Annotated in this window: 12 protein-coding genes; 8 read left to right on the top strand and 4 right to left on the bottom strand. The window is 70.3% G+C overall.

What is annotated here, in order from left to right:
• From flgK to PQI07_RS05165, 4 genes are all read left to right on the top strand, one after another.
• Window positions 1–1,857 (top strand): flagellar hook-associated protein FlgK, encoded by a 1,857-nt coding sequence (gene flgK, locus PQI07_RS05180; RefSeq protein WP_274926192.1) that lies wholly within the window; start codon window positions 1–3, stop codon window positions 1,855–1,857.
• A 2-nt stretch (window positions 1,858–1,859) separates the two neighbouring features.
• The gene (locus PQI07_RS05175; RefSeq protein WP_274926191.1) at window positions 1,860–3,455 is read left to right on the top strand and encodes a flagellin; all 1,596 of its coding nucleotides are present in this window, start codon (window positions 1,860–1,862) and stop codon (window positions 3,453–3,455) included.
• A 151-nt stretch (window positions 3,456–3,606) separates the two neighbouring features.
• The gene (locus PQI07_RS05170; protein WP_043352235.1) at window positions 3,607–3,867 is read left to right on the top strand and encodes a hypothetical protein; all 261 of its coding nucleotides are present in this window, start codon (window positions 3,607–3,609) and stop codon (window positions 3,865–3,867) included.
• Window position 3,868: 1 nt separating this feature from the next.
• Window positions 3,869–4,204 (top strand): porin family protein, encoded by a 336-nt coding sequence (locus PQI07_RS05165; protein ID WP_043381726.1) that lies wholly within the window; start codon window positions 3,869–3,871, stop codon window positions 4,202–4,204.
• Between the two features lie 8 nt (window positions 4,205–4,212).
• Here PQI07_RS05165 and PQI07_RS05160 read toward each other — a convergent pair whose 3' ends face one another.
• Genes PQI07_RS05160 through PQI07_RS05150 form a run of 3 tightly spaced genes read right to left on the bottom strand, consistent with a single transcriptional unit; the run spans window position 4,213 to window position 6,191 of the window.
• Entirely contained in the window at window positions 4,213–4,686 is a 474-nt protein-coding gene (locus tag PQI07_RS05160; protein ID WP_043352231.1) for a hypothetical protein, read from the bottom strand.
• Window positions 4,673–5,029, bottom strand: a complete 357-nt coding sequence (locus PQI07_RS05155) for a rod-binding protein (RefSeq protein WP_043381723.1) — start codon at window positions 5,027–5,029, stop codon at window positions 4,673–4,675. The genes PQI07_RS05160 and PQI07_RS05155 overlap by 14 nt, the downstream gene beginning before the upstream one ends.
• A 25-nt stretch (window positions 5,030–5,054) precedes the next feature.
• Window positions 5,055–6,191 carry a flagellar basal body P-ring protein FlgI gene (locus PQI07_RS05150; protein WP_043352227.1) on the bottom strand — a complete coding sequence of 379 codons (1,137 nt, stop codon included), beginning with the start codon at window positions 6,189–6,191 and terminating at the stop codon, window positions 5,055–5,057.
• Window positions 6,192–6,433: 242 nt separating this feature from the next.
• Between PQI07_RS05150 and PQI07_RS05145 the strand changes: the two genes are divergently transcribed.
• On the top strand, window positions 6,434–6,862 hold the full coding sequence (locus PQI07_RS05145; protein WP_274926190.1) for a flagellar assembly protein FliX: 429 nt from the start codon (window positions 6,434–6,436) through the stop codon (window positions 6,860–6,862).
• Between the two features lie 117 nt (window positions 6,863–6,979).
• On the opposite strand, the gene PQI07_RS05140 is transcribed toward PQI07_RS05145, so the two are convergent.
• Window positions 6,980–8,476 (bottom strand): helicase HerA domain-containing protein, encoded by a 1,497-nt coding sequence (locus PQI07_RS05140; protein WP_043381719.1) that lies wholly within the window; start codon window positions 8,474–8,476, stop codon window positions 6,980–6,982.
• Between the two features lie 155 nt (window positions 8,477–8,631).
• Here PQI07_RS05140 and PQI07_RS05135 point away from each other — a divergent pair, with 155 nt between their 5' ends.
• From PQI07_RS05135 to PQI07_RS05125, 3 genes are all read left to right on the top strand, one after another.
• Window positions 8,632–9,879: an Hsp70 family protein gene (locus PQI07_RS05135; protein WP_274926189.1), complete on the top strand. Its 1,248-nt coding sequence runs from the start codon at window positions 8,632–8,634 to the stop codon at window positions 9,877–9,879.
• Window positions 9,880–10,116: 237 nt separating this feature from the next.
• Window positions 10,117–11,490 (top strand): MBOAT family O-acyltransferase, encoded by a 1,374-nt coding sequence (locus PQI07_RS05130; RefSeq protein ID WP_053608863.1) that lies wholly within the window; start codon window positions 10,117–10,119, stop codon window positions 11,488–11,490.
• A 2-nt stretch (window positions 11,491–11,492) separates the two neighbouring features.
• Complete coding sequence (locus PQI07_RS05125; RefSeq protein WP_274926188.1) at window positions 11,493–12,500, top strand: hypothetical protein; 1,008 nt, start codon at window positions 11,493–11,495, stop codon at window positions 12,498–12,500.
• Window positions 12,501–12,591: the final 91 nt, after the last annotated feature.

The following is a 12,591-nucleotide window of genomic DNA, read 5'->3' as shown; positions in this document are numbered from 1 at the left end:
ATGTCGCTGAACGCGATTTCGACCGCGACCGCGGGTCTGGCCGCCACGCAGGCGGCCATCAACATCGTCTCGCAGAACGTCGCCAATGCGGGGACTGCGGGCTACGTCAAGCGGACGGTCTCGACGGTCGCCACCGGCACCAACAATTCGGGTGTCGCCGTCGGGACGATCACCCGCAGCTTCGACGCTGCGGCCCTGAACCAGCTCCGGCTGGAGACATCGGGGGCTGCCTACACCAGCACCAAGGCCGGCATCGCCACCCAGCTCGATGCCCTCTACGGGACGCCGGGCAGTTCGACCTCCCTCGACGGTACGCTGAACACCTTCACGCAGTCGCTTCAAGAACTCGCGGCGAATCCGACCTCGGCGGCCGCCCGCACGACGGTGCTGGGCAACGCCTCCTCGCTCGCGAGCCTGATCAACAGTTCCGCCGGCACGGTTCAGAACCTGCGTACCGGCATCGAATCGCAACTGGGCAGCGATACGAGCGCCGCCAGCACGCTGCTGGCCAATATCGCGACCCTGAACGGCAAGATCCAGAACAACACCGACAGCACCACGCTGACCGCCCTTCAGGACCAGCGCGACCAGGCGATCAACAGCCTGTCCAGTTACATGGATGTCCAGACGTCCGATCAGAGGGACGGAACGGTCTCGGTGATGACCCGGTCGGGGGTCACACTGGTGGATCACGGAAACGCGGCGACGCTCAGCTTCGACGGACGCGGGATCCTCGACGCCAATTCCGCCTATTCCACCGATCCGACGCAGCGCACGGTCGGCACCATCACGGCCACGCTGCCGGGCGGCGGCAAGATCGATCTCGGCGCCCCCGGCGTGCTGCGCTCCGGGAGCTTGGCCGCCGGGATCGAACTGCGCGACCAGACCCTGCCGCAGGCGCAACGTCAGCTGGACGACCTCGCGGCCGGCCTGGCCAGCGCGCTCAGCGACAAGACCGTCACCGGCACGTCCGACGGCACGCAGACGTCCATCGACCTGACCGGCATCCAGCCGGGCAACACCCTGACCTTCCCGGTGACGGTGAACGGCACGGTGCGCAACGTCATCCTGGTCGCGTCCAACGATGACGCCACGTCAGTCCCCGCGAGCCAGACCAAGGATTCCACGGCCCTCGTCCAGACGTTCAAGATTCCGAGCAGCGGATCGGACTACGCCGGCGCGATCAACACGGCCCTCGGGAATCTCGGTCTCTCCGCCAAAGTTGCGGCTTCAGGCACCGGCGCCGCTCTGGTGATCGGGCCGGCGGCCGGGAGTTCCGACACGGTGACGTCGGCGACGGCCAACATCACGCCGATGTCGTCGGTCAGTGACCTGACCTCGGGCAACCCGTCGCTCGCCCTGTTCGTCGACGGTACGCCCAACAAGCTCTACACCGGCTCGCTCGACAATGGCTCGCAGCTCACCGGATTCGCCCAGCGCATCACGGTCAATGCCGCCCTGTCCGGAAACACGGCGGCGCTCACCCAGACGAGCGCCACCGATCCCAGCGCCTCCGGGTCACGCGCCCAGAAGCTGTTCTCGGCGCTGACCTCCACCCAGCAGACCTTCTCGTCGTCCAGTGGCATCGGCGGTGTCTCGGCGCCCTACAATGCCACCGTGATCGGCTTCGCGCAGGACATCGTCTCGACCCAGGGGGCGGCCTCCGCGAACGCGTCGGCGATCGACGACACCCAGCAGACGGCGCTCTCCACCGCCCAAAGCCGGTTCTCCGCCGGGGCGGGCGTCAATATCGACCAGGAGATGTCGAATCTGATCGCTTTGCAGACCGCCTACGGCGCCAACGCCCGGGTGCTGACGGCGGCCCGCGACATGCTCAACCAGCTGCTGCAGATCTGATCATGACGACGATCACCCCTTTCGCGGCCGGCTCGTACATCACGAATCGCAACGCCTCGCAGCTCCTGACGCTGAAGAACCAGCTCAACGACCTGTCGAACCAGCTCTCCAGCGGTCAGGTCTCGCAGACCTATGGCGGGCTCGGCTCCGGTCGCTCCACAGCGCTGGCGGCTCAGGCCACCTTGAGCGCCCTCAACGGCTATGCCAGCGGCATCACCGCGGCCCAGACCCGGACCAACCTGGCGGTGACGAGCCTGACACAGGTGGCGAGTATCGGGACGAGCACCGCGTCGACCTTGCAGAACGGCCTGCAGAGCGTGGCGGCGAACTCCGTGTCCGGTCGCGCGACGGCGCTGGCCAACCTCCAGACGGTGCTCGACACGCTCAATCAGTCGGCGGCGGGCAATTACCTGTTCGGCGGGACCAACACCGAGACCCAGCCGGTGCTCGATGCGAACACGATCCTCAACGGATCGACCGACTCGACCGGCCAAACGCTCGACGGCCTCACGGATGTCATCAACGAGCGGGTCAGCGCACAGCTGGGCACCCAGGGGAACGGCCGGCTGACGCAGAGCGCGTCGACGGCGATCCCGATCCAGGTCACGGAGGAATCGAACCCCGGGACGCGCGGCAATTTCGGCTTCACCCTCGGCAGCACCGCGACGGCCACGGGGGCTCTGACCGCCTCCGTCTCGAGGACGGTCCCGGCGACCCTGACCGTCAATCTGACGAGCGCGAGCGCCGAGCCGGCCCCCGGCGACAGCATCAGCTTCTCGCTGGTGACACCCGAGGGGACGTCCACGACCATCACGCTGACCGCAGCGACCAGCGTGGTTGCGGGCTCGAACTCCACCTTCGCGATCGGCGCCAACTCCGCCGAAACGATGAAGAACCTCTCCGACACCCTCACGAAGGCGCTGACGGGCGCGGCGAGCAGCACGCTCGCGGTGAAGGCCACAGCCGACGCGGCGACGCAGTTCTTCAGCGGGTCCGTGAACGGGGGGCCGGGCGGAAACGGCGTGATCCCCCAGCGGGTCGTCTATTCCGGAACCAACCCGGTCGGATATGCAAGCCCCGACCCGAACACGACGGTGCTCTGGTACCAGGGCGAGAACACCTACGACACGTCCAAGACGCCGCCGGAGCCGACCTCTGCGATCGATACCCAGTCGGTCCAGGTCAGCGCGACCGGCACCGTCGGCACGGGAGCGCGGGCCAACACGCCCGAGATCCAGAACGTGCTGGCGGGCTTGGCGACCATGGCCTACGCCCTGCCGACCACGAACGATGCCAGCACCTACAACACCTATCAGGCCGTCGCGACCAAGGCCGGCGGGCTGCTGGCTTCCGCCAGCCAGACCCCCAGCGTCCAGGACACGGTCACGCAACTGACCATCGCGTCGGCGCGCCTCTCGAACGCCAGTACGACCAACAAGGCCACCCAGAACACCGTCCAGAACACCCTGGACGGAATCGAGCAGGCCTCCCCCGAGGAGGTGATCACCAAGCTGCTCGACGTGCAGAACCGGCTCCAGGCCAGCTATCAGGTAACCTCGACGCTCTCCAAGCTGTCACTGGTGAACTACATCAGCTGATCGTTCACGGAGATTGGTCCCCGACCGAGCGCGGCCGGTATCCGAAAGATCCGCGATCGGCCCGAGCGACCATAGTCTTGCCGTTTTCCGGGATTGAACCGCGGCGTGCGGACGCGCCCACGCGCCGTGATTCGATCGAGGAGAGGTCGGCATGTCGCTGCCCGGACCCATCGAACTCGTCCTTCGCCTCGGGATCGCGCCGCGGATCGGCGCGATCGGGATGGTGGAACAGGCCGTCGACGCGTATCTTGCGGGCTATGCCCATCCCGGCGAGCGCGCCATCGCCCTCGACATCCTGTTGCGCGACCTCGCCCGTCTGCGCATCCACGAGCCGGATCTCGATCCGTTCATCGGCGAGGTCGAGCAGTACATCGACCAGCTTCACCGGAATCTCGCGCGCCAGGCCGCCTGAGATGCGCGGCCGGCTCCGCATGCTGGCGGTTATGGCGGCTCTCATCGCGGCGGGCCTGTCCGGCGCCGGGACAGCCGCCGCCCTCGATCTCCGGGACCTGCCCAAGACGCCCGGACCTGTGCCGTGCCCCTCCAAGGGGCCGGGCTTCGTGCGCCTGCCGGGGAGCGGCGGCTGCATCCGCATCTCGGGCCGCGTCACGGCGGGAGCGGATCTGGGCGCGGGGCATGGCGTGGCGGCGGCGCCGGCCGTCGCCGGCCGCCTCGCGATCGACAACCGCGCGGACACGGATCTCGGCGAGGTGCGGACCTACCTTCGGATCGGCACCGGCCGCCGTTGAGGCGCGGCTCAGAGGTTGCGCGAGAGGACCAGCGGTCCGCTGCGCACGCCGCGGCCGTACGGGGAGGGGGCCGGAATCTGCCGGCCGTAGCCGGACGGCAGCTGAGCCCGGCCGATCTCCTCCGCCAGGGTCTTGATCAGCCCTTCCGATACGGTCTTGGCGCTGGCGAGCACCGTCTGGTTGGCCTCCACGGCCGCGGTGAAACGGCGATGGGCCGTGCGCAGGGCCTCGACCCCGTCGGGATGGAAGCGCTTCAGCGCGACGGCGTTCGCCTTCGCGACCTCGAGGCCCTGCATGTAGGCGGCGGCCAGCGCGGCCTTCGGCTCGGCCGCGGCGACGCCCTCCTGCAGGCGGCCCTCCCGGACGAAGGCAGCCTCCTCGGCGAGCACGGCCTCCAGGGCGGCCATGTTGCCGAGCACGCCGGCCACCAGGGCCTCGGCGGTGACCCGGTCCGCGACGCGCAGCGGTTCAGCCCTTTGCATTGGTCGCTCCATCGCTCGCCGCACCCTGCATCTTCATGATCTCACGGAAAATCGAATCGGCGATGCCGACGCCGCCGCTCTTCACGATCTGGGTCGCGTATTCCTTGGTCAGCATCGAGCGGTAGACACCGCCGCCGGTGCCGTTCTCGCCCAACGGTCCCTCGGTGCCGTCCGATTGGGTCAGCCGATCCAGGCTGTTCTCCAAGAACATCGATTCGAACTCGGTGGCGGTCTTCCAAGCCTTGGCCTTGCTGGCCGACTTGATGACCCCGTCGACGGCGCTCCCGGCGACCGAGGTCCCGATGCCGGCGGCATTGGCCGCGAGACTGGCGAGTTGCAGCATGGTTCGACCCTCCAGGTCCGGTTGATCACATCAGCTCGATGTCGGCCTGAAGCGCGCCGGCGGCCTTGATCGCCTGCAGGATCGAGATCAGATCCCGCGGGCCGACACCCAGCGCGTTGAGGCCATCGACCAGCTCGCGCAGGCTGACACCCTCCTTGACCAGGGCGAGCTTGTTGCCGTCGCCGGTATCGACCTTCACGCCGGTGCGCGGCACCACCACGGTGCGGCCATTGGACAGCGGCGCCGGCTGGCTCACCTGCGGCTGTTCCGTGATGGTCACGGTGAGGTTGCCCTGCGCGATCGCCACCGTGGAGACGCGCACGTCCCGGCCCATGACGATGATGCCGGAGCGCTCGTCGACGACGACCCGGGCGGTCTGGTCCGGCTCGACCTTCAGCTGCTCCACCTCGGTGATCAGCCGAATCATGTTGCCGTTGTAGCGGGTCGGGATCTGGATCGTGACGGTTGCCGGATCGGTGGGCTCGGCGGTGTCGGCGCCCATGAAGTCGTTGATCGCGGCGGCGATCCGCTTCGAGGTCGTGAAGTCGGGATTGCGCAGGGAGAGTCGCAGCGCGCGTGCGTCGTTCAGCTTGAAGGCGATCTCGCGCTCGATATTGGCGCCGTTGGAGATCCTGCCGTTCGTCGGCACGCCCCGTGTGATCTTGGCGGCATCGCCCTCGGCCGAGAATCCCGCGATCGCCACCGATCCCTGCGCCAGGGCGTAGACCTCGCCGTCGGCGCCGAGGAGCGGCGTCACCAGCAGGGTGCCGCCCTGGAGGGACTTGGCGTCGCCCAGAGACGAGACCGTCACGTCGATCCGCGTGCCCTGCGCGGCGAAGGGCGGCAGGCTCGCCGTCACCATCACGGCGGCGAGGTTCTGCGTCCGCATCGTGGCGCCGCGGGTGTTGACGCCGAGGCGCTCCAGCATCGCCTGCAGCGACTGCTTGGTGAACGGGATGTTGTTGAGCGTGTCGCCGGTGCCGTTGAGGCCGACCACGATCCCGTAGCCGACGAGCTGGTTCTGGCGGACGCCCTCGATGGAGGCGAGGTCCTTGACGCGCGACAGGGCCAGCGCCGGCCCGGGCAGGGCGGCGAGCAGCAGGGCGCCCGCGACGACACCGAGCAGAAACCGGAGGGGACAGAACGCGTGACGCGGGCGCATGCCGGATTTTCGACCAAGAACGGACCTGCCGCCATCCTGCCAGGGCCGTGCCAGTCGAGGCGGTGCGGCAAGGCTTTGAAGGAATGGTATTTTTCGCTCCGGGTCCCCGGCGGCGCGTTCCGGCGCACCGGGACCGAACCTGCCGACCCGGCAGCTTCTGCCGCCTCGTTTACCCGCGCTTAACCCTGGCGGCCGAGTTTCGGGTTCTGCGCGGGGGCGCTTGGAGCAACGCGAACCGGATCATGCGTGTCGAGACTCGCCAGCCGATCCAGAGTGCCGGCGGCGTCGCGGCCCCCCGGAAGCCCGAGGGGGGCGCCGGCTTCAGCCTCGGTGCGGCCCCGGCTCCCGGGACGGGGGCCGGTGCGCCGGCAGCCGCCGCGACGCTGGCCGGGCTGGACGCGGTCCTGCTTCTCCAGTCCGAGGCCGATACACCCCAGGAGCGGCGGCGGCGCTCGGCCCAGCGCGGCCACGAACTTCTCGATGGTCTCGACCGACTGAAGGCGGCGCTTCTCGGTGGCCGCGTCGCACCGCAGGAGCTGCGCGCCATCGCCGGCCGGCTGAACGAGCGTGCGGGCCTGTCGGGAGATCCGCGGCTGGACGGCCTGATGGCCGAGATCGAGCTGCGGGCCGCGGTGGAACTCGCCAAGCTGGAGATGGCCCGGGGCGTCTGACCGGGCGTCCGCGACTGTCGGCGCGGGCAGCGGCACGCCGGCCGGCGGCACCGCGCGCCGTTTCGCCCCGTCGCGGCGTGCGCGATAGCTTTTGCGTCGGACGCGAGCCCGGCCCGGCTAAACCACCCGCCGCTTCGGTCCCGCCGGCAGCATCTGCGGCTCGCCCGGTCCGGTCTCGACGCCGAGATCCGGCACCGCGATGATCGGCGCACCGCGCAGGTCCTTGCGGGTGACGATGGCGCCGCGCTCCTCGAGATAGGCCAGCATCCGCCGCGCCCGGCCGCCCGAACTGGTGCCGTAGGCCTCGGCCAGCATGGTGTCGGTCGGGCAGGGGGCACCCTCGATGGCGGCCCGGGCGACCACCAGGAACAGGCCGGCGAGATCATCCGGCAGGCTCGCCGCAATCGCCTGGGCCTGCTCCCAGCCGGAATTGTCCGCCACCGCGCCCCCGGCCTCGGCCCGCGCCACGGCGAGTCGCCGCTTGAACTCGGGCAGGCCCATCGTGTCGCCCCGCAGTCGGCGGATGCGGCAGCGGACGGTGAAGTCCTGATAGAGCGTCGCGGGCGTGCAGGCGGCGGCGTCGGCATCTGCCAGCACGGAGGCCAGAACCTCGGCGAGGGCCGCCTCGCGAGCCTCCGGGTCCATGGGCTCCTCTTCCGGCTCCTCGGCGGGCACCGGCGGCCGGTAATTGGCGAGCTGGACGAGCACGTCCGGCGCCGGAGTGGGGCGCGGCTTCGGGCGCGGGGCCAACGGCGCCACGATCTCCTCCGGGCTTGCCGTGAGGATCAGCGCGCGGGCGTCTTCCAGGGCGTCGGGCAGGGGGACGAGGACCGGCGAGGAGCTCCGGCTCACGGTCTGGGTCGGTCCGACCGCGATGGTCAGCGGGCGCCGCGACAGGGCCGGGCCGAGGGCCACGAAATGCCCGCGTGGTAGATCGCGGAACGTCTCGGCCTGCCGGCGCTCCAGGCCGAGCAGGTCGGCGGCGCGGGCCATGTCGATGTCGAGGAAGGTCCGGCCCATCAGGAAGTTCGAGGCCTCGGCCGCCACGTTCTTGGCGAGCTTGGCGAGGCGCTGCGTCGCGATGATGCCGGCGAGGCCGCGCTTGCGGCCGCGGCACATGAGGTTGGTCATCGCGCCGAGCGAGAGGCGCCGGGCCTCGTCCGAGACCTCGCCGGCCGCCGCTGGGGCGAAGAGCTGCGCCTCGTCGACGGCCACCAGCATCGGGTACCAATGGTCGCGGTCGGCATCGAACAGGCCGCCCAGGAAGGCCGCAGCGGCCCGCATCTGCCCGTCGGCGTCGAGATTTTCCAACGACAGCACCACCGAGACCCGGTGGGTCCGCACCCGGGCAGCGATGCGCTGCAGGGCGACGTCGTCGCCGTCCGCCTCGACCACCACGTGACCGTAGCGGTCGGCGAGGCTGGCGAAATCGCCTTCGGGGTCGATGATCGCCTGCTGCACGAGGCCGGCGCTCTGCTCCAGCAGCCGCCGCAGCAAATGCGATTTGCCGGACCCCGAATTGCCCTGGACCAGAAGCCGCGTGGCGAGCAGTTCGGTGAGGTCGAGGAGCGCGGGGCGCTCGCCGGTCAGGCCGAGATCGATGTCGGAACGCATAAGGCCTCATAGCACGGCCCGACGGATCCGGGTGCGCCGCCGTCGCGCTGTCCACGCTTCCCGCCATACCAGCCGTGCCGCGCCCGGCCTGGACCCGGACGCCGCGGCCCTGTACGGCCACCGGCCTCCCAGAACGAACCCGGATCTACGACACGATGGCGGCCTGCGGCCTCGACTTCGGCACGTCGAACACCACCCTCGGGCATAACGGCCCGGACGGACCGACGCTGCTGCCCCTGGAAGGCGCGCACCGGACGATCCCCAGCGCGATCTTCTTCGAACTCGGCCGGGAGCCCATCATCGGCCGGGCCGCGACGGCGGCCTATGTCGAGGGCCGGTCCGGCCGGATGATGCGCGGCCTGAAATCCGTCCTCGGCACCCCGCTCATGGATGAGGCCACACCGGTCGGCCGCCAGCGGCTGCGCCTGCGCGACGTCATCGCCCGCTATCTCACGGCCGTGAAGGAGCGCGCCGAGGCCGCCTGCGGCCAGAGCCTCGACAGCGTGGTCCATGGCCGCCCGGTCCACTTCGTCGATGGCGATCCGGAGGCGGACCGCCGCGCCGAAGACACGCTGCGGGACATCGCCCGCGACGTCGGTTTCCGGGAGGTCTCGTTCCAGTACGAGCCGATCGCGGCCGCCCTCGACTACGAGCGGCAGGTCCGGTCCGAGGAGATCGCGCTGGTCGCCGATATCGGCGGCGGCACCTCGGATTTCTCCATCGTGCGCCTCGCGCCGGAGCGCCGGGGCCGGCCGGACCGGGCCAACGACATCCTGGCCAATGACGGCGTGCGGATCGGCGGCACCGATTTCGACCGTCAGCTCAGCCTCGGCACGGTGATGCCGCTCCTCGGCCTCGGAAGCCCGATGCGCCGGGGCGACCTCGCGGTGCCGAACGCCTATTACCACGACCTCGCCACGTGGTCGGCGATCAACCGTCTCTACAATCAGAAGACCCTGCGGGAGATCGACGAGGTGATCCGCGACGGCGCCCGGCCCGACCTGCTCGCGCGGCTGCGCGAGGCGGTGGAGGGGGAGCGCGGACACGCCCTGGCCGGGGCGGTGGAAGGCGCCAAGATCGCGGCCTCCGAGCAGGATGCGACGATGCTCGATCTCGGCCTTCTGGAGCGCGGCCTCTCCGTGCCGGTGGATCGCGCGACCCTGTCGGCCCAGACCGGTGACCTCGCGCGGGCCGTGGCGGCCCGGATCGCGCGCTGCCTCGCGCAGGCGGAATTGCCGGCCGACCGGGTCGACGCCCTGTTCCTGACCGGCGGGTCCACCGGCCTGCCGCATCTGCGCGCCGCGCTCACGGCCGCGCTGCCCGCCGCCCGGGTGGTGGAGGGGGACACGTTCGGTTCGGTGGGGCTGGGCCTGACCATCGAGGCGGCCCGTCGCGGAGCGTGAGGCCGCACCCGGGTGACGTCGCCCGGCCCTCGGGCACTCGGCGTCGCCCGGATGACCTAGAGGGCTGCATCAACCGGGACGCTTGTACCTGAGACGGGGTCGCTGCGGCGCCGCGCTGCCGAATGGCCGCGATCGCGCGGCTGCGATTGACGGGCCGGCCCCGATCCCCGACAAGGCGGTCCCTTCCGCTCGGAGACAACGGCGGCCCATCCGGGGTCCTCCGCGCCGCCTCGCCCGATGCTGTTCAACTCCTTCGTCTTCCTCCTCGCTTTCCTGCCGGCCGCGCTGATCCTGCACGGGCTGGTGGCGCGCGCCGCGCCCGCGTGGCGGCTGCCGCTCCTCGTCGGCCTGTCCTTCGTGTTCTACGGCTGGTGGGATGTCCGCTTCGTGCCGCTGCTCGCCGGCTCGATCCTGGCGAACTGGTGCGTGGCCCGTCTCTATCGGCACAGGCCCGGCCGATGGCTGATCCCGGTCGCCATCGCCGCCAACCTCGCCCTCCTGGGGGTGTTCAAGTACCTCGATTTCGCAGCCGATCTCGCCAACCTGATCCCCGGCCTGGAGGCGCAGCGGCTCGGCCTCGCCCTGCCGCTCGGCATCTCGTTCTTCACCTTCCACCACATCATGTATCTCGCCGACCTGCGGGCCGGCCGGGCGCCGAGCTTCGGGCTCGTGAAATACGCCCTCTACATCGCCTTCTTCCCGCAGGTTCTCGCCGGCCCGCTCGTGCGCTGGAGCGAGATCATGCACCAGTTCGACGAGGCGCCCTACGCGCGGCCCGACGCCGCCGAGCGCTTCGCCCGCGGGCTGATGCTGCTCACGGTGGGGCTGGCCAAGAAGGTGTTCCTCGGCGATCCGCTCGCGGAATACGTGAATCCGGTCTTTCAGGCCGCCGCCGCCGGCAAGGCCGTCACGGTGGTGGAGGCGTGGCAGGCGACGCTGGGCTTCACCTTCCAGATCTATTTCGACTTCTCCGGCTACACCGACATGGCGCTGGGCATCGCGCTGCTGTTCGGCCTCGTCCTGCCCCAGAATTTCGACGTGCCCTACCGCGCCACCTCCCTGCGCGACTTCTGGCGGCGGTGGCACATGACCCTGTCGCGCTTCCTGCGCGACTACCTCTACGTGCCGATGGGCGGGAACCGCCGCGGGCTGCCGCGGCAGGTCGGGGCGCTCGCCGCCACCATGACGCTGGGCGGCCTCTGGCACGGGGCGGGCCTGACCTTCCTCGCCTGGGGGGCGCTCCACGGGATCGGCCTCGGGGCCGGGGTGCTGGCGCGCCGCGCCCGGATCGCGATCCCCGCGCCCCTCGGCTGGGCGCTCACCAGCCTGTTCGTCGTGCTCACCTGGGTGCTGTTCCGGGCGACGAGCTTCGAGGCGGCCCTCGTGATCTTCAAGGGCCTGTTCGGGCTGGCGCCCAGAGGCTCGGGCTTCAAGTGGCGCACCATCGCCATCGCCGCCCTGGTGGCCACGGTCGGGCCCACCGCCTGGACTGCGGTGCACCGCCTGCCGCCGCGGCGGCTCCTCGCCTGCGGCTTCGCGCTGCTGTTCGTGCTCGTCCTGCTGAAGATCGGCGACGATGCGAACTACGAGTTCATCTACTTCCAGTTCTGAGGATGGCGCCCGCTCCCCCCACCACCGATCGGGACTGGCGTGCCTTCGTCCGCATCCTGGCCCTGTCGATGGTCGGCCTGTTCGCGGGCTATCTGGCCCTCGCGGTCGTGGTCGATCCCTACGATACCGGACGCTCGACGCTGCTGTCCCGGGGCGCCGTGCGGCCGCAGGGACCCCGCACCGCCTCGGCCATGCGCGGGCGCGATCCGGCCTATTCAGGCGTGGTGATCGGCAATTCGCATATCCAGCTGATCGAGCCGGCAGCCCTGACGCGGCTCACCGGCATTCCGTTTCTGCAGCTCTCGGTGCCCGCCACCGGTCCCTCCGAGCAGTTCGCCCTGCTCGGCTGGTATCTGAAGCACCATGCGAGGCCCGACGCGATCGTGCTCTCGGCCGACGCATTCTGGTGCGCGGACGACCCCGCCTTTCCGAGCGAGCATGGATTCCCCTACTGGCTCGTGGGCGACTGGCCCACTTATCTGCGGGGGCTCATCCGCTTCTCGGCCGCGCAGGAGACGGTCAACCGCCTCGGCTGGCTCCTAAATCCGCGCCACAAGACCGCCGCGGCCGACGGCTGGTGGGATTACGAGCGCAACTACCTGAGCCAGGGCTTCGGCATCGATCCGGCCAAGAAGGCGGCCCTGGAAAAGCCGGTCGGACCCGAGCCGGAGCTGCATCATGGCGGCCCGTTCCCGATCGCAGCGCGGCTGCGCACCGAGCTGGCCCGTATCCCGGCGGCGACGCCGGTCGTGGTGGTCTTTCCCCCGGTCTACGCGCGGGCCGAGCCGCCGCCCGGCAGCCCTCGGGCGCGGGCCGAGGCCGCCTGCCGGGCCGAAGTGCGCGCGGTGCTCGCGCAGCACGCCCTGAGCACCGTGGTCGACTGGCGCGACGGCCGGTCCGCGGCGGCGGATCCGGACCAGTTCTTCGATCAGACCCATTACAGGCTGCCGCTCGCCCGAAGCCTCACCGCTGAAATCGCCGCCGCGATCGTACGGCTGCGGACCCGATGACAGCGTAAAAGATCTGTACCGTGGCCTGTTTGCCGCACGCGGCGATGCAGTGACAGCCGGTTACAACCCCTGCATCTGTGTGCGTTGTAGC

The organism is Methylobacterium sp. 092160098-2 (assembly GCF_028920805.1).
Classification (GTDB): Bacteria; Pseudomonadota; Alphaproteobacteria; order Rhizobiales; family Beijerinckiaceae; genus Methylobacterium; species Methylobacterium fujisawaense.
Note: the sequence above shows the minus strand (reverse complement) of the source record. Positions and strands in the feature narration are given on the sequence as shown.